Here is an 18385-nt window from a genome sequence, read left to right as displayed (position 1 = left end):
TGTCATCGCGCATTTCGTGCAGCGGAAAACGTTTAGATTCCGCGATAGTGGAAATTGCCTTTGCGCCAAAACGCGAGTCGAGTAGTTCTGAGCGGAAATCCGTTAACAGCTTCTGGTCCATTTCGAACTCCTTAAATTTATTTGAAGGCAATAAAAAAGTAGGATTTATCTGGAATGGACGCAAGGCGTTACGGGTGTAATTTAAATAACAAAATCCTAAACAGAAAAACGACTTTTTATAATATAAACATTTAACATGATAATATAAAAAACAGACTTTATTATCGTAATAAAAATCGCCCGAAATTCCTGTTCGGGCGATCGAATTAATTATTGTTTATCCTGCATATACGGTGTGTAAACTCCGTTCAGACTGTGCAGGAAAGCCACGATATCATCCACATCCTCCTGCGGCAGCTCTTTACCGACCTGGTAGCGCAGCATCAGTTTCACCGCCCCGTCCAGCGTCGGCACATCACCGCGATGGAAGTACGGCGCCGTTAGCGCAACGTTACGTAAACCGGGTACTTTCTGGCGCAGTTTATCGCGTTCTTCTTTAGTTACATTCATACGGCCAATATCCGCCGCCGTAATTTCACCAAAGTTAAAGTCTTTTTTCAGACCCAGCGGTTCGAAAGAACGCCCACCGAGAATAATACCACCATGACACGTTGCACATTTATTATCTTTAAATAATTGATAACCTTTTTTCTGCTGCGCCGTCAGCGCATTTTCATCACCACGCAACCATTTATCAAACGGTGAATCCGGCGTAATTAATGTTTTCTCAAATTCAGCAATTGCGTCAGTAATATTTTCACCACTGAAACCTTGCGGATAAACTTTGAGGAACTGCGCTTTCAGCACAGGATCCTTTTCCAACTTCGCAATGATTTCGTCCCAGGATTTTGACGCCATTTCAATCGGATTCAGCGGCGGCCCACCCGCCTGATCCTGCAATGTTGCCGCACGACCATCCCAGAATTGCTCAACGTTAAACACCGAGTTAAACACCGTCGGCGCATTAATCGGCCCGACCGCACCACCGACGCCAATCGATGTTTTTCTACCATCAACACCTCCCGCATTCAGCGCATGGCAATGAGCGCAAGAAATGGTGCTATCAGCCGATAAACGGGGATCGTGATACAGGGCAAACCCCAACGCCACTTTTTGCGCATCGGTAGGCAGTTTTTGCGGAATGGGCTGCACCGGTTCATTACGGTGCTCCGGCGCGGTGTCATTGCTGGCGTAATATTCCGCGCGCTGTTTTGCAATCCAGGCGAGTATTTCCGCCCGCTCTTCATCACTCACCTTACCCGCCCAGTGCAGTGCGGTATAACGCGTTGGCGGCATAGTTTCATACTGCATCACCCATTCAATCTTGTTCAGATCGCTTTGCGAAACGGGTTTATCTGCCAGCAGAGCCGCACGCACTGCCTCGAGGTTAAAAGATTTATATCCGAGCCTAATGTCGTAATCCATCAACTGTTTCGCGCCAGGAATATAATAATAGACGGGTAATTCTGCGGAAGGCGTATGGCAATAGTCGCATCCTTTTTCGCGGAGAAAACCTAAAACCTTATTATTTTCACTGACAGCAGATGCCTGAACATCAGCCTGTTTACTGCGTTTATTATCGTGGTACCACACATAACCAGATAATCCTAAATAGCAAATCGCGACGCCAGCCAGGCCGATCGCGGTAATACGTGAGACCATTTTCATTATTCTTCCCTCACGGTAGTGAGTTATTGTGACCCAGAAAATTTTCCAGAATGCTGCAAACGTCTCTGCGAGACTAAACCATCATAAAAAACAGGGGGATTGGATTTTTGATAGGAATCAATCAATTACATGAATATAAACTATCAATAAGATAGCCTGTGCCTATTACTAAGATCAGGAATGGCATATCATGATTACGGGGAGACCATGATTGAATGTTCCGAAAATGAAAAACAACATGGAATCCTTATTTTTATAAATTCCATTGATATTAGTGCGTTATATTTTTTGCCCCATTAATAAACGTGATCCACCGCACGCTTTGTCGCCCATCGACCGGAGCGAATGACTACGCTTAAAGGAAAGCCCGATAATTAGAGACGAATTTCGGAGGTCGGATCCTTATGCTCAATCAGAAAATTCAAAACCCTAATCCAGACGAACTGATGGTCGAGGTCGATCTCTGTTATGAACTGGATCCGTATGAATTAAAACTGGATGAGATGCTCGAGGCAGAGCCAGAACCCGAAATGATTGAAGGGCTGCCAGCCTCTGACGCGCTAACACCTGCTGACCGCTATCTCGAACTTTTCGAACATGTCCAGTCGGCAAAAATTTTCCCCGATAGTAAAACGTTTCCTGACTGCGCTCCCAAAATGGACCCGCTGGATATCTTAATCCGCTATCGTAAAGTGCGCCGTCATCGTGATTTTGATTTGCGCAAGTTTGTTGAAAATCACTTCTGGTTACCGGAAGTCTACTCCAGCGAGTATGTATCAGACCCGCAAAACTCCCTGAAAGAGCATATCGACCAGCTATGGCCGGTATTAACCCGCGAGCCGCAGGATCACATTCCGTGGTCTTCTCTGCTGGCGCTGCCGCAGTCGTATATTGTCCCTGGAGGTCGTTTTAGCGAAACCTACTATTGGGATTCTTATTTCACCATGCTGGGTCTGGCGGAAAGCGGGCGTGAAGATTTGCTGAAATGCATGGCCGATAACTTCGCCTGGATGATCGAAAACTACGGGCACATCCCCAACGGCAACCGCACCTACTATTTGAGCCGCTCGCAGCCACCGGTTTTTGCGCTGATGGTGGAGTTGTTTGAAGAAGATGGTGTACGCGGGGCGCGCCGCTATCTCGACCATCTGAAAATGGAATATGCCTTCTGGATGGACGGAGCAGAATCGCTGATCCCTAATCAGGCCTATCGCCATGTAGTGCGGATGCCGGATGGTTCGCTGCTTAACCGCTACTGGGACGACCGCGACACGCCGCGTGACGAATCCTGGCTGGAGGATGTGGAAACCGCGAAGCACTCTGGTCGTCCGCCGAACGAGGTGTACCGCGATTTACGCGCGGGCGCAGCTTCTGGCTGGGATTACTCCTCCCGCTGGCTACGCGACGCCGGTCGCCTGGCGAGTATTCGTACCACTCAGTTCATCCCCATCGATCTGAATGCTTTCCTGTTTAAACTGGAGAGCGCCATCGCCAACATCTCGGCGCTGAAAGGCGACAAGGAAACGGAAACTCTGTTCCGCCAGAAAGCCAATGCCCGCCGCGATGCGGTAAACCATTATCTCTGGGATGATGAAAATGGTCTCTACCGCGATTACGACTGGCGGCGCGAACAGCAGGCTCTCTTTTCCGCTGCTGCCATTGTGCCGTTATATGTGGGCATGGCGAGCCATGAACAGGCCGACCGTCTGGCAAATGCCGTGCGAAGCCGTTTACTGACGCCGGGCGGGATTCTGGCAAGTGAGTATGAAACCGGTGAACAGTGGGATAAACCCAACGGCTGGGCGCCATTACAATGGATGGCGATTCAGGGATTTAAAATGTACGGTGATGACTATCTGGGGGATGAGATCGCGCGTAGCTGGCTGAAGACGGTGAATCAGTTCTACCTGGAACAGCACAAACTGATCGAGAAATACCATATTGCCGATGGTGTCCCCCGCGAGGGCGGCGGGGGCGAATATCCGTTGCAGGATGGGTTTGGCTGGACCAACGGTGTGGTACGCCGTTTAATTGGTCTATACGGCGAACCGTAATATTTTACAGCCAACCGCTAACTTCCTGCTGGCTGTAAAATTATCCTCTTCAGGAGGAGATATTTAACATCATCGCTGCCTGGGTACGGTTTTTCACTTCCAGACGGCGATAGAGCGATTCCAGGTGCGCTTTTACCGTTCCGGTGCTGATATTTAATGCCCGACCAATCTCTTTATTCGATTCGCCCGCCGCCAGCATGGTTAAAATTTCCCGCTGGCGGGCGCTTAACGATTTGAGATCTTTCGTATCCTTTTCCGGCGTGGTTCGCCAGTCACCGGGCAGAAACATCATTCCCATCGCCGCACTATTGACCGCCAACACGAACGTATCGATTGAAGAATCACGCGGTACAATCGCCATCACATTGAAATGAATAACCTCCTGCAACCATCGTTTGTTGCAATCCGAAGCCGTGATTAACACCTTAACCTCAGGAAATTGCACCACGATTTTTTGCAGTAACCAGTAGCAAAACTCACCATCCTGATCGCCATCGAGCATAACTAAGGCTTCAGGGTAGCTTTCCAGCTTTTGCCATAACTCGTCTGCCTGACCGACGCCCTGAATACCTACTCCTGGAATACGTTGCTGTAAACTGACTTTCATTCCATGAATAAATATTGACTGCCTGTCAAACATGATTATTTGCATTACTGAATCTCCACCTGAATACGTTAAAAAGACTTAAGTAGTGGAAGGGTATTACCCGAGAGACAAAATAAGAATTCGCCATTTGGCAGAGGCCATTCTACAGAGATGAAAGACAGAAAATAGTTACCGATATAAATAGTTACAGCTAAACGCCTGAAATTACATGTCGAGGGCACTATTTAAAAAAATCTTAAGGAATTCCTTATATTTTCGCGCCACGTTCCGGTTAACCCGGCCAATTCAGCGCACGCTTTAATAGCATCCACAGTTTAAGAAAGTGACTGGATTACGCACAAATACGCAATGTCGTGTGTGAGCATTTTATAAAACGAATCAAAATTTTGGCTTTCTGTTGGTTATTTCTCTATTCAGAGACGCGAATCCGCCTTTTATTCTCTAAAATCACCTCACTTTCAACGTTGCATCGTTGTGAAACCATGCATTAGATGTTAGAAAAAACAATAAACAATGCGATATACGCGTTACTGTTTCGCTGTGAACAACAATCGGTCAAAGAAATGGATAAAATTCACGCAATGCAGTTGTTCATCAAAGTCGCAGAGCTGGAGAGTTTTTCCCGCGCGGCGGATTTCTTTGCTTTGCCAAAGGGAAGTGTTTCGCGCCAGATACAGGCACTGGAACATCAACTTGGCACCCAGCTTCTCCAGCGCACCACGCGACGGGTCAAACTCACGCCTGATGGCATGACCTACTACCAACGGGCAAAAGATGTGTTGAGTAATCTCAACGAACTGGACGGTTTATTTCAGCAGGAGGCCACCAGCATCAGCGGTAAATTGCGCATCGATATCCCGTCCGGGATAGCAAAAACCCTGCTACTGCCGCGCCTGCCCGAATTTCTCCATCAATATCCGGGAATTGAACTGGAATTAAGCAGCAATGACCGTCCGGTAGATATTCTTCATGATGGCTTTGATTGCGTAGTACGCACGGGAACGTTGCCCGATGATGGACTCATCACCCGTCCCCTCGGCAAACTGACGATGGTCAACTGCGCCAGTCCGCACTATCTGACGCGCTTTGGTTATCCGCAAAGTCCCGACGACCTGACTTCGCACGCAGTAGTGCATTACACGCCACATCTGGGCGCGCATCCGTTGGGTTTTGAGGTTGCCAGTGTTAATGGCGTCCAGTGGTTTAAGTCCGGCGGCATGTTGACGGTAAACAGTAGAGAAAACTATCTTGCCGCCGGTCTGGCGGGACTGGGGATTATTCAGATCCCCCGCGTCACCGTACGCGAAGCCCTACGCGCCAGACAGCTTATCGAAGTGTTACCCAACTACCGCGCCGAACCACGCTCCATTTCTCTGGTTTACCCACAGCGTCGGGAGCTTTCCCGCCGTGTAAACCTGTTTATGCAGTGGCTGGCTGGCGTGATGAAAGAGTACCTGGACTGACCGACTATACTTTTTAAGAAAGACAACGACAGAAGGACTAAAGAGCGGATGACGCAGGAAAACGAGATCAAACGTCCCACCCAGGATCTGGAGCACGAGCCAATTAAGCATCTGGATAATAGCGATAAAGGCGGCAAAGTCAGTCAGGCACTGGAAACCGTCACCACCACCGCCGAGAAAATCCAACGCCAACCGATCATCGCGCACCTTATTCGCGCGACAGAACGCTTTAACGATCGGCTGGGTAATCAGTTTGGCGCGGCCATCACCTATTTCTCGTTTTTGTCGATGATCCCGATTTTAATGGTGTCATTTGCCGCAGGGGGTTTTGTGCTGGCTTCGCATCCGATGCTGTTACAGGATATCTTCGACAAGATTCTGCAAAACATCAGCGATCCGACGCTTGCCGCCACGTTGAAAAACACCATCAACACTGCCGTTCAGCAGCGTACTACCGTAGGACTTGTTGGGTTAGCCGTGGCGCTATACTCCGGCATCAACTGGATGGGGAATTTACGTGAAGCAATTCGCGCCCAATCGCGCGATGTCTGGGAACGTTCGCCGCAAGATCAGGAGAAGTTCTGGGTAAAATATCTGCGTGACTTTATTTCGCTGATTGGTTTGTTGATTGCGCTGATTGTGACGCTCTCAATCACTTCCGTTGCCGGTTCTGCGCAACAAATGATTATTAGCGCGCTGCACCTTAATAGCATTGAGTGGCTGAAACCGACGTGGCGGTTGATTGGTCTGGCGATTTCTATCTTTGCCAACTATCTGCTTTTCTTCTGGATCTTCTGGCGCCTGCCGCGCCACCGCCCGCGTAGAAAGGCGCTGATTCGCGGGACGTTCCTCGCAGCGATTGGTTTTGAAGTGATTAAAATTGTGATGACGTATACCCTGCCGTCGTTGATGAAATCCCCATCTGGCGCAGCATTTGGTTCCGTGCTGGGGCTGATGGCATTTTTCTACTTCTTCGCTCGCCTGACGCTGTTTTGCGCGGCGTGGATTGCCACCGCCGAGTATAAAGATGACCCGCGAATGCCGGGGAAAACACAGCATTAAAATATGCCGGATGCGGCGTAAACGCCTTATCCGACCTACGAATTTATTCGGCCTGGCTCCCCCCTGGCCGGATAAGATGCGCCAGCATCGCATCCGGCTATAATGTGCGCATAACTACCCGAAACGACATCTCTTCAGGAGCAAACAATTTCACGCCAACTCATTAGCCCAGCATATAAATCCAGTCGGTAACTTTTATTTAACCTGAAACCAGTTTTATTGACTATTTATGAAATTGTGTGAAGCATTTCATAGAAGAAAAATCATCAGCCTAAACATTATCCCCTTTTTGCCTGGTTTTTGACCGTTTTCGCGATTTGTTACACATTGAAATATCACTTTTGCTGTGCGTAATATGGCTATTCGTTAGCCAAAAAATAAGAAAAGATTATGCAAGCAACCGCCACAACACTCGAAAATAACCAGGAATTCACGCCGGTAAACTCGCGTAATAAAGTCCTTGTTGCCTCCCTCATTGGTACAGCCATTGAGTTCTTCGACTTTTACATTTACGCCACTGCAGCCGTCATTGTGTTCCCGCATATCTTCTTCCCGCAGGGCGACCCGGCAGCAGCGACCCTACAATCGCTTGCCACCTTCGCCATTGCCTTCGTCGCGCGCCCCATCGGCTCTGCCGTATTTGGTCATTTCGGCGATCGCATTGGACGTAAAGCGACGCTGGTCGCCTCGTTGCTAACGATGGGGATTTCGACAGTGGTGATTGGTCTGTTGCCGGGCTATGCCACGATTGGTATTTTCGCCCCGCTGTTGCTGGCGCTGGCTCGATTTGGTCAGGGGCTGGGATTAGGCGGTGAATGGGGCGGCGCGGCTCTGCTGGCAACTGAAAATGCCCCGCCGCGCAAACGTGCGCTTTACGGCTCTTTCCCGCAACTGGGCGCCCCAATTGGCTTCTTCTTTGCCAACGGCACTTTCCTGTTGCTCTCGTGGCTACTGACGGACGAGCAGTTTATGAGCTGGGGCTGGCGCGTGCCGTTTATCTTCTCGGCGGTGCTGGTGATTATCGGCCTGTATGTCCGCGTTTCGCTGCATGAATCACCGGTGTTTGAGAAAGTCGCAAAAGCGAAAAAGCAGGTGAAGATCCCGCTGGGTACACTGCTGACCAAACACGTGCGCGTCACGGTGCTCGGCACCTTCATCATGCTGGCGACCTACACGCTGTTTTACATCATGACCGTCTACTCGATGACCTTCAGTACCGCCACCGCGCCTGTCGGGCTTGGCCTGCCGCGTAACGAAGTGCTGTGGATGCTGATGATGGCAGTAATTGGTTTTGGCGTGATGGTGCCGGTTGCCGGATTGCTGGCCGATGCCTTTGGTCGCCGTAAAAGCATGGTAATCATCACGACGCTTATCATCCTGTTCGCGCTGTTCGCCTTTAACCCGTTGCTCGGTTCTGGCAACCCGATTCTGGTTTTTGCCTTCCTGCTGTTGGGGTTAAGTCTGATGGGGCTGACCTTTGGGCCAATGGGTGCGCTGTTACCGGAGCTGTTCCCGACAGAAGTGCGTTACACCGGAGCATCGTTCTCTTACAACGTATCGTCGATTCTCGGGGCTTCCGTTGCGCCGTATATCGCAGCCTGGTTGCAGACTAACTACGGGTTAGGTGCGGTGGGGTTATATCTGGCGGCGATGGCTGGCTTGACGTTAATCGCCTTGCTGCTGACGCATGAGACGCGGCATCAGTCGTTGTAAGTATCGTGCGGGCTACCACCCTCACCCCAGCCCTCTCCCTGAAAGGGAGAGGGAGAAAAGCGGAGCAAAATGTTACATCGCGAACATAACAGTCCTCCCCCCCAGAAAGTGAACGGAAAAGCGGTACTCGTTATTTCAACACGCACAAAACAGTCCCCTCGCCAGAAAGTGAACGGAAAAGCGGCTCTCGTTGTTTCAACACGCACAAAACAGTCCCCTCGCCCCTTTGGGGAGAGGGTTAGGGTGAGGGGAACACGCTGCTCCCGAACTCACCAGCAAATCTAATCCAACCCATCACTTCTTCATCTGCGACAAAATCATCCGGCACTGATTAGCTTCACCTTCTGAAGGCGAAATCAGCGCCAGTAACGCCGCCGCAGGCGTCACCAGCGTTGCCAGTGCCGCCGCAACAGCACCACGGGCAATCAACGGCCCGGCTTTCACGCCAGCCTGCGGGTTCTTAAACGTCCCACGCACATACAGCGGCGAACGCAGCGTGATAATACGAATCCCTTTGCTCTCCGGATCAATAGTCAAATCCAGTTGCTCCGAAGCAAAACTTGCCGTGCCGGTAACGTTAATCAACGCGTTCTCAGTATCGAAAGCAAAAATCTGCGGGCGTGCCACACCGTTAGCGATATCCAGATTCGCCGCCGCGCAGTTCACCCGCACCTCATCATCACCGAAAATCGCACCGACAATGTAGTTTCCGACGTTCAGCCCAACAATCTCCATCAGGTTACGGCTCACCAGCCCGTCATTCATCAACAGTTTCAGGTTGCCGTTACTGTTGCCTAAAAGCGCCGCCACCGAGTTACCGCTACCACGCAGTTCAGCATCGCCGTTCATTTCTCCCAGCGTTTTCTGCATCAGTTCTACATCCGGCATCAGCTCCTTCAGCTTCAGTCGACGAGCCTGTATATCCGCCCGCCCCTGCATCGGTTTTTTGTCCCCCTCCAGATGAATATTCGCCGCAATGCTGCCGCCTGCCATACCAAATTTCAGCGGTTGCAGGCGTAGGTCAGCGTTTTTGAGGATGATATGAGTAGAAAGATCGCTAATCGGCAAACTGCTGCCATGCTCGATACGTCGGCCTTTGAAACGAACATCAGCATCCATCGCATCCCATTTATCGGTTTCGAAGCGGTCATAAGGCAGCACTTTGCCCGCAGGCTGAACGTTTTTCTCGCCCTTCTTCTGTTCAGAGCGTTTCGACTTTTCTGCCCCTTTCCCGGAATCAACGCCAATCAACGGCCCCAAATCAGCCAGCCGTAACTGCCGCGACTCAACGTCACCTTCCAGCTTTGGTCGCGGCTTGCCGGTGGTGTAGACCAGAGAACCGTGAATATCACTATCACCAATACGCCCGTTAAAGCCGCGATAATCAAAGACCGACGATTTTTCAGTGTCGATTTTCGCTACCAGCCGACCATTGGTTTCAAACGGTGGGGTATCGGGCAGCAGAACGCCTGTCAGTTCATAGAGATCACCCAGCGAATCGCCGGAAAATTTAAGCCGTAAATCGACACCACCCATCTTCATTGGGTCATTCACGACGCCATCAAAAGCAACACGGGTATTACCGGAGCGAAAATCAGCCTGCACCGGAAACGGTGTTCCTTCACCACGCAGCGCCAGCATACCGCCTATTTTTCCCGTACCCGTGAGCGGTTCGCCGTTATAACGCCCCTGCGCTTTCAGGCCAAAAACGTAATCGCCCACCTTCTCTTTATCCGTTTTACCTTTCGCTCCGGTAACTTCGCTGAACGGCAGCGGCTTGCCTAACGGATCGACAAAAATTTCCAGATCCGCTTTGCTTACTTTGTCATCAATAGCGATCCGCCCTTGATCGAACAGAATATTATCCAGGCGGAACGACCACGCCGACGGCTTTGCATTCGCGTCTTTGTTGTCATCGTTGGCGAGATTAAACGTCCAGTTGTTGTTCTTTTCCGAGAGGCGAATCAGGCGCGCGTCGGGCTTTTCCAGCTTGATCCACGGCAGCCAGACCGTTTTAGTCAGCAACGCCAGCGGAGCCAGCGTCGCTTCTACGCGCGGTAAATGTACCATCGTCACTTCGGGAATATCCGGCGGGTTGCCGAGAATGATGTCTTGTGCGTGTACATGAGGCCACGGCACCCAGCTACGCCAGCCGGTTTCCTGCTTTTGCCGTTCCCACACCACGCCCAGATCGCCACGGATGGCGAAGGGGCGATTCAGTTCCGCAGAGACTTTCTGGTTGATGGTCGGTTTGAGACGGTTCCAGTCAAACGTTGCAATCAAAATGATCGCCACGACGATCAACAACAAGAAAGCCCCTGAAATCGCAGCGGTTATTTTGCCTGCTTTGCTCATAGTTCGCTTCCTCACATTCTTCCTGTGCCAGTCCTAAAGATAGTCCAGCCAGGCAGAAAATGAGGGGACTTACAGAGCCAGCGCCACCGAGTCCAGCGTTTCTATTGGTGCCGGACGTGAAAGAAACCAGCCTTGTGCGGCGAATGCGGGAGAATTTTGCACATCGCCCCATTCTTCCTCAGTCTCGATACCTTCGACGATCACCCCACGGCAGTAGCGGTTCATCAAATGCAAAAGCTGGGAAAAGAGCGTGCGACCTTCGGGCGACTGGCGCAACATCACAAACAGTTCGCGAGCTATTTTGATGTAGTCGTAACGCACTTCACTTAGCGCAGAGAAATTTGCCATCCCGGTGCCAAAATCATCCAGCCACAGTGGGCCAAATTCGCACATCGAAGCAAACGTTGAATCTTTCGGTAGACGGATGTGTTCCACCAGTTCGAAACGCAGCCAGGGAAGACGGTCAATCTGACGCAAAATTTCCGGCTGCTGACGTAGGGCGAGAAGCGTAGGTCCATCAATATTAACCGATGCCAGCAGGCCGTGCTCAACGAAGAACGCAGCTTTTTTCGCCAGTAAATCAATCTGTTCTTTCACCACATCCATACGATGCCTGACGGTGATTTCGGCAAAATAACGATCTGGCGGCAGCCGTTGCGAGGGATTATCAGGATGCGTGACAATGGTTAAAAGCTCCACGGCCATCAATCGTCCGGAAGTCTGGTAAATCGGCTGCCAGGTATAAACGCGCTCACACTGCAACCAAAAACGCCGTTCCTGCAAGCTCTCGATGCTTGTTTCAGGGTTGCTTATTCGCTGGATAACCTGCCTTATCATCGAAGATGTCCTGTGTTTAAAAGTGATGCTGCCCGGACTCGACAAATATTATCGGCGCGCCACAGCAGAACTTTACCGCCAGAGAGAAGTTAATTTGCCCACACAACGACGGAATCTTCCAGGAATACGTTCTGGCTCAAAAAAATAATGGAACAGCGTTTTAATATAGTTGACCAGCAAACCACCACAGCGCAAACTAACGCTAATTTCTTACAGATCAGGTTCACGACTATGTCCAAAAAGATTGCCGTGATTGGCGAATGCATGATTGAGCTTTCCGAGAAAGGCGCAGACGTTAAGCGCGGTTTCGGCGGCGATACCCTGAATACTTCCGTCTACATCGCTCGTCAGGTCGATCCTGCGGCATTAACCGTTCATTACGTAACGGCGCTGGGAACGGACAGTTTTAGCCAGCAGATGCTGGACGCCTGGCACGGCGAGAACGTCGATACTTCCCTGACCCAACGGATGGAAAACCGCCTGCCGGGTCTTTACTACATTGAAACCGATAGCACTGGCGAACGCACTTTCTACTACTGGCGTAACGAAGCCGCAGCTAAATTCTGGCTGGAGAGCGAGCAGTCAGCAGCGATTTGTGAAGAGCTGGCGAATTTCGATTACCTTTACCTTAGCGGGATTAGCCTGGCGATCTTAAGCCCGACCAGCCGCGAGAAGCTGCTTTCTCTGCTGCGCGAATGCCGCGCCAACGGCGGGAAGGTCATTTTCGACAATAACTACCGTCCGCGCCTGTGGGCGAGCAAAGAAGAGACGCAGCAGGTGTACCAGCAAATGCTGGAATGCACAGATATCGCCTTCCTGACGCTGGACGATGAAGACGCGCTGTGGGGTCAACAGCCGGTGGAAGACGTCATTGCGCGCACCCATAACGCAGGCGTGAAAGAAGTGGTAGTAAAACGCGGGGCGGATTCTTGCCTGGTGTCCATTGCTGGCGAAGGGTTAGTGGATGTTCCAGCGGTGAAACTGCCGAAAGAAAAAGTGATCGACACCACCGCTGCGGGTGACTCTTTCAGCGCCGGTTATCTGGCGGTACGCCTGACCGGGGGAAGTGCAGAAGAAGCGGCAAAACGCGGACATTTGACTGCAAGTACGGTTATCCAGTATCGCGGCGCGATTATCCCGCGTGAGGCGATGCCAGCGTAAAAGCAGCATATGCAAAAGGCTGGATAAAGTGTTACCCCTCTATCCAGCTCATCCATAAATACCTGATGGTTGTGCTAACTCATCACCATCAGGCATTACTGTGCAGGTGGAATATCCGTCACTTCAGGATGCACATCATCCGTGGCGACAGACGTCGCCGCAGCCGTGGCCGATGGCGCCATGATTTGATCCCAGGCAGCCTGCAACGATTTCATGTTAAATTCCGGCTCGCCTTTCGGCTGCAGCAGAATTAACGCCATGTCGTTCGACAACTGCTGACGCAGATCCTGATTTAACATCTCTACCGTCAGGCTGTTAAGGAAATCCTGACGCAGTTTCTGATATTGCTCCGGTGCGATATCGACAACCTGATTTTGCAGTGAACGCATCCGCTGCCCCATCAGAATATCGGTATCAGCTCGTGCATAGGCAGCAAACAGTTTCTGCAGCTCCAGTTTCTTTTGCGCGACCAGGGCGTTGAACTCTTCTTCCGGCAGACCTTTATCGCGGACTTTCGCCAGTTCACGCGCCACCAGATTAAGGTTGCTGTTCAGCTTGTCGTTTGGTGACTCAATGTTGATGGCACATTGCGCACGCAGATACAGCACTCGGCAATCAAATCCAAGGCCGATGTCTTTGCTGTTATTGGCGCTTAATGCTTGCTGAACATGCCAGAACAGCGCCTCACGAGCCAGATCCGCGCGCCAGTAGCGCAGCAGTGCGGCAGATTCACGAATTGGCTGCCACGGCGTGTCCCACATGATAGATAACCGATCCTGGCGCACCGCGTCGGTCATAATGCTCACCGCTTCCGCACGCAGCGGAGAAAGCGTCGGCACCGGAGCCGGTGTTTCACGTTTGCCTTTCAGTTCGCCAAACGTTTTGTTGATCTGGTCTACAACCGAGCGCGCATCAACGTTTCCCACCACCAGCAGCGTCATTGCATCTGGGGTGTACCATTTCTGGTAGAAATCTTTAATTTTTTCCGCTTCAACGGGCTTTTTCAGCGGATCGGCAGGATCGTGACCTAACAAGGTTGATCCTTTCAGACGATAGCGCCACCAGCCTTCTTTAGTGTCGGCAGGCCAGGTTGCCACCATGTCCTGGCTTTGCAGCGCATGGTTAACCGTTTCTGGTGTGATGGTCAGCTTGCCAGTCGCATTCGCCAGATAAGAGAGCGCCTCTTTCAGCAGATCGTTACGATTATTTGGCAAACTCAGATTAAACAGCGTGGTGTCGTAAGAGACGATCACCGGCGGCATCGGGCGCTTAGGGTCGATCCCCTGCTGCCACAATGAACGTGCCTGTGCCGCTTCCAGACCACCGCTTTGCGTCAGCGCAATACGAGGAATGGCATGACTGTAACCGCTCTGTTGGGTGCTTTCGGCGAGCGAACCGGTATTAACCAGCAGGCGAATTTCAACACGATCGCTGGGACGCTGGGGCGTGGTCAGCACTTGCCACTGTAAACCGTTGGCGAGCGTCCCCTGTTGCCATGCTGGATCAGGCTGGAGCGCATCTGCCTGCACATAGCCAGCAGTGGCCATCACCAGCAAACCGCCCGCTAAAAGTCGAATTTTTGTGCCCTGCATGTGAACCCCTGATCAACTATCCTGGTAATAAAAGACTGCCCGCTATCGGTCAGCCTAAATGACGTTAAAAACACTTCGTGTTAGACCGCAAGAACATGAAAATGTCACGGAGGAAGTGAAATAAACCCGAACTCACCCAGGTGGTAAGTTCGGGCACAGGGGGCAATTATGCGCAAACACCCGCACTCGGGGAAGGGAGTGCGGGCATAAGTGGTGAGATTAAGAGGATAATTCGTGCGTTTTGCCATCCGGCGCACGATTATTCAGCACATCATCCAGTTTTTTGTGGTCCAGCTCTTTAACCCACTTAGCAACTACGATGGTCGCTACGCCGTTACCGACCAGGTTAGTCAGCGCACGGGCTTCTGACATGAAGCGGTCGATACCGAGGATCAGCGCCAGACCCGCCACCGGCAAATGGCCCACCGCAGAGAGTGTCGCCGCCAGCACGATAAAGCCACTGCCCGTTACCCCAGCCGCCCCTTTGGAAGAGAGCAGCAACACAATTAACAGCGTAATTTGGTGGACGATATCCATCTGACTGTTAGTGGCCTGGGCGATAAACACCGCCGCCATCGTCAGGTATATCGATGTTCCATCAAGGTTAAACGAGTAGCCTGTCGGGATAACCAGCCCCACCACCGACTTCCGGCAGCCGAGTTTTTCCATCTTGTCGAGCATACGCGGCAGCGCCGACTCGGAAGATGATGTTCCCAGCACAATCAGCAGTTCTTCACGGATGTAGCGTATAAATTTGAAGATACTGAAACCGGTCGCTTTAGCGATTGAACCCAGTACCAGCACCACAAACAGGATACAGGTGATGTAGAAGCAGATAATGAGCTGCCCCAGTTGCACTAGCGTGCCGACGCCGTATTTACCGATGGTAAACGCCATCGCCCCAAACGCACCGATGGGTGCCAGACGCATGATCATATTGATGATGCCGAAGATGACCTGCGAAAAACTTTCGATGACGTTAAAAATCAGTTGGCCTTTGCTGCCCAGACGGTGGAGCGCAAAACCAAACAGTACGGCAAACAGCAGCACCTGCAGGATGTTACCGCTGGCAAATGCGCCAATGACGCTCGCCGGGATGACATCCATAATAAAGGCGACAATGCCCTGGTCTTTTGCCTGATCGGCGTAAACCGCTACCGCTTTCGCATCAAGCGTTGCCGGATCGACGTTCATTCCGGCGCCAGGCTGCACGACGTTAACAATAATAAGACCAATAATCAGCGCGATGGTACTGACAATTTCAAAGTAAAGCAGTGCGACTGCGCCGGTACGACCGACCGCCTTCATGCTTTCCATGCCCGCAATGCCCGTTACGACGGTACAAAAGATGACAGGAGCGATGATCATCTTAATGAGCTTAACGAACCCGTCGCCAAGCGGTTTCATTTGCTCGCCTATCTCAGGGTAGAAATGGCCAAGGAGAATACCAATGGCTATCGCTGTCAGGACCTGAAAGTAAAGGCTTTTAAACAGAGAGGTTTTCATAGGGTGTCCTTTAGTAAAACCACAGGTCTTGTAAGGTTATGGGGTACCTGCGGCCTTAAAATAACACCCAGACAACATCACAGAAATGTACCTGGATCATAATTGAAACAAAAAGGTTAAAAAGTTTGAGCTGGCTCGCACAAACCAGCACTTTTTAAAGTTTTGTAATCAGTTTGGGGTAGCTACTTTTCTTCCAGGTAACTCTCTTCGAAGATTTCTATGGGGAGTGGACGGGCAAAAAGGAAGCCCTGGGCAATACCAACACCTGCGTTTGCCAGCCAGTCGCGTTGCGCTTCCGTTTCTACGCCTTCAGCAATCATTTGCAGATTCAGGCTTTGTGCCAGCATGATAATTGCAGCAATCATGCTGCTATCTTCCGGTAAGCCTTCAACAAACATTTTGTCGATTTTCAGCACGTCTATTGGCAACGATTTCATATGCTGCAACTGACGCAGCCCTGCGTAACCCATGCCGAAATCATCCAGCGCCACCTGTACGCCGGCGTTGCGCAGCGGGCGGAGGATCGCCACCGCCGCGTGAGGGTCATCAATGCGTCGGCTTTCCGTGACCTCCAGGATCAACGTTCCAGGCTGAATACGATAACGAGTTAATAACCCCAGCATATCCGGCACCATATTTGGGTGCATCAGCTGTAGCGCCGAGAGATTCACCGATAATGGCAACATAATGCCGCGCTCTTGCCAGGCAGCAAGCAGTCGACAGGATTCCTCCAGCACCCAATGACCGACGGTAACCATCAGTCCACAGGACTCAATACGATCGATTAAGCCATCCGGCAGTTCCCATGTGCCATCCGGTTGCTGGATGCGCAGCAACGCTTCCGCGCTGACGAGTTTGCCGCTGGTCATCTCCACCTGCGGCTGTAGCCAGATTGCAAACTTATGATTTTCCAGTGCATTAAGGATGTCGCTCTCTTCCGTCAACCGTTGTTGAGCTTCTTCCATCTGCTGTGGATCATAGAACTGAATCTGATTCTTCCCTTTATGACGAGCGGTAAATGCCGCCGAAATAGCACGACCATAAAGTTGTTCGGCAGTAAGATCGCCATAGAACATCGCCACACCGATGCTACAGTGCGGACGTAGCTGAATACGTTCAATCGGCAAGCGTTCACTCATGATAGTGAGCACTTGCTGACCTAATGTGATAGCGTGCCACGGTTCCTGTACACCATTAGCGATCACAGCGAAGTCATAGCCACTGACCTGTGCGAGGATCATGCGTGGCGACAGCACCGATTTGATTTTCTCCACCAGCGTCAGTAGCAGGATTTCCCGCTGCGCCTCTTTCAGCACGCCAGCAGTATCACGTAGCGTTTCACAAGTGATTATCATCAGTGCGGTGGTTTGTTTACGTGCGACCACCTGTTCCAGCATCTCCATCAGCAAGGCTTTGTTTGGCAAATCCGACACCGGGAAACGCATCGCATTTTCGCACTGTTCTTCATAATGGCGCTGCAACAGTTGCTGATTGAGGTTGTAACTGCGCACCAGCATACCGATTTCGTCGTCCTGATGCAGACGCGGCAAGGCCAGTTGATGACCGATAATCTCTTGCGGTGGAATGGCGTTTAGCTCGCGAGCGATATTGCGTAAAGGATGTAATATCAGTCGATTAATGCACCAGCTAATCGCCACCGTCAGGATCAGCGATAAAAGTAAGTAAATGGTCACTAACGTAGAGACTGTGCTCATCACGAACTTGTACATGCGGAAGGAATCCGCCTGTAACACCAGATAGGCAATCGGCTGCGGGGTAGCGGGACGTTCCAGCGAGTAGACGCCCAGCGAGATTTGTACCGGTAACTCAAACAGTCGGGTGAACGTCACCGGCACCGGTCGCTCTGGAATAAAACTTTTACGCAGTGCCTGGAACTGATTAGGCAGCACTACGTCGGCGCGACTGACCACGCCCGCTGGTTTTATGCTGGCAAGAATAGCTTCCGCCTGAGGAATATCACCTTTCAAAATGGCGGAAGATAAGGGTTCGCGGACAGAGCGAGCAATGCTTTCCAGTTGCGTAGCCGTGTTATAGCGATTCTGCTGTACCAGATGGAACAGCAAAACAGTGCAAAAAACAAAAACGAACACCATGACAACGGCCGCCACCATTGCCATCTGCTTAATTGTTAACGAGCGACTAACGCGCAAATTGTCTCCCCCCGGAAATCCCAGATTGCCGCCCGAGTATACCCGATCGCAGCGGCATTAAGAGAGGCGCTATCTGAAAACTTACCAGTCGGCGTAAGGTATCAGCGGCTGCGGCGGTAAATCCATGTCGCCCTGC

13 protein-coding genes are annotated in these 18385 nt (G+C 51.3%); 5 read left to right on the top strand and 8 right to left on the bottom strand.

Features of this window, described 5'->3' with window-relative positions:
* Positions 1 to 121 (bottom strand): hypothetical protein (locus HEM79_RS22790; protein WP_244498947.1); only part of this gene is annotated, 121 nt, incomplete at its 3' end.
* Positions 122 to 330: 209 nt separating this feature from the next.
* Entirely contained in the window at positions 331 to 1728 is a 1398-nt protein-coding gene (ccp, locus tag HEM79_RS21635) for a cytochrome c peroxidase (RefSeq protein WP_032226742.1), read from the bottom strand.
* 404 nt (positions 1729 to 2132) lie between these two features.
* On the opposite strand from ccp, the gene HEM79_RS21630 reads away from it, so the two are divergent.
* Complete coding sequence (locus HEM79_RS21630; RefSeq protein WP_000934235.1) at positions 2133 to 3782, top strand: alpha,alpha-trehalase; 1650 nt, start codon at positions 2133 to 2135, stop codon at positions 3780 to 3782.
* Between the two features lie 49 nt (positions 3783 to 3831).
* On the opposite strand, the gene HEM79_RS21625 is transcribed toward HEM79_RS21630, so the two are convergent.
* On the bottom strand, positions 3832 to 4434 hold the full coding sequence (locus HEM79_RS21625) for a helix-turn-helix transcriptional regulator (protein WP_176241335.1): 603 nt from the start codon (positions 4432 to 4434) through the stop codon (positions 3832 to 3834).
* A gap of 518 nt (positions 4435 to 4952) precedes the next feature.
* Between HEM79_RS21625 and HEM79_RS21620 the strand changes: the two genes are divergently transcribed.
* From HEM79_RS21620 to HEM79_RS21610, 3 genes are all read left to right on the top strand, one after another.
* Positions 4953 to 5852 carry a LysR family transcriptional regulator gene (locus HEM79_RS21620; protein WP_032147810.1) on the top strand — a complete coding sequence of 300 codons (900 nt, stop codon included), beginning with the start codon at positions 4953 to 4955 and terminating at the stop codon, positions 5850 to 5852.
* Positions 5853 to 5900: 48 nt separating this feature from the next.
* On the top strand, positions 5901 to 6914 hold the full coding sequence (yhjD, locus tag HEM79_RS21615) for an inner membrane protein YhjD (RefSeq protein WP_176241334.1): 1014 nt from the start codon (positions 5901 to 5903) through the stop codon (positions 6912 to 6914).
* 390 nt (positions 6915 to 7304) lie between these two features.
* Entirely contained in the window at positions 7305 to 8627 is a 1323-nt protein-coding gene (locus HEM79_RS21610) for an MFS transporter (protein ID WP_176241333.1), read from the top strand.
* Positions 8628 to 8921: 294 nt separating this feature from the next.
* Here the strand turns inward: HEM79_RS21610 and HEM79_RS21605 are convergent, their stop codons facing one another.
* Positions 8922 to 10982 (bottom strand): AsmA family protein, encoded by a 2061-nt coding sequence (locus HEM79_RS21605; RefSeq protein WP_176241332.1) that lies wholly within the window; start codon positions 10980 to 10982, stop codon positions 8922 to 8924.
* A gap of 69 nt (positions 10983 to 11051) precedes the next feature.
* Complete coding sequence (pdeH, locus tag HEM79_RS21600; protein ID WP_000621120.1) at positions 11052 to 11819, bottom strand: cyclic-guanylate-specific phosphodiesterase; 768 nt, start codon at positions 11817 to 11819, stop codon at positions 11052 to 11054.
* 231 nt (positions 11820 to 12050) lie between these two features.
* Between pdeH and kdgK the strand changes: the two genes are divergently transcribed.
* The gene (gene kdgK / locus HEM79_RS21595) at positions 12051 to 12980 is read left to right on the top strand and encodes a 2-dehydro-3-deoxygluconokinase (protein WP_000037563.1); all 930 of its coding nucleotides are present in this window, start codon (positions 12051 to 12053) and stop codon (positions 12978 to 12980) included.
* A 95-nt stretch (positions 12981 to 13075) separates the two neighbouring features.
* Here kdgK and HEM79_RS21590 read toward each other — a convergent pair whose 3' ends face one another.
* From HEM79_RS21590 to hmsP, 3 genes are all read right to left on the bottom strand, one after another.
* On the bottom strand, positions 13076 to 14572 hold the full coding sequence (locus HEM79_RS21590; RefSeq protein WP_016160021.1) for a M16 family metallopeptidase: 1497 nt from the start codon (positions 14570 to 14572) through the stop codon (positions 13076 to 13078).
* A 219-nt stretch (positions 14573 to 14791) separates the two neighbouring features.
* On the bottom strand, positions 14792 to 16078 hold the full coding sequence (gene dctA / locus HEM79_RS21585; RefSeq protein WP_000858214.1) for a C4-dicarboxylate transporter DctC: 1287 nt from the start codon (positions 16076 to 16078) through the stop codon (positions 14792 to 14794).
* A gap of 182 nt (positions 16079 to 16260) precedes the next feature.
* Positions 16261 to 18249: a biofilm formation regulator HmsP gene (gene hmsP, locus HEM79_RS21580; RefSeq protein ID WP_176241331.1), complete on the bottom strand. Its 1989-nt coding sequence runs from the start codon at positions 18247 to 18249 to the stop codon at positions 16261 to 16263.
* Positions 18250 to 18385: the final 136 nt, after the last annotated feature.

This window comes from Escherichia sp. 93.0816, from assembly GCF_013368855.2.
Classification (GTDB): Bacteria; Pseudomonadota; Gammaproteobacteria; order Enterobacterales; family Enterobacteriaceae; genus Escherichia; species Escherichia ruysiae.
This window is presented reverse-complemented; position numbering and strand designations above follow the sequence as displayed.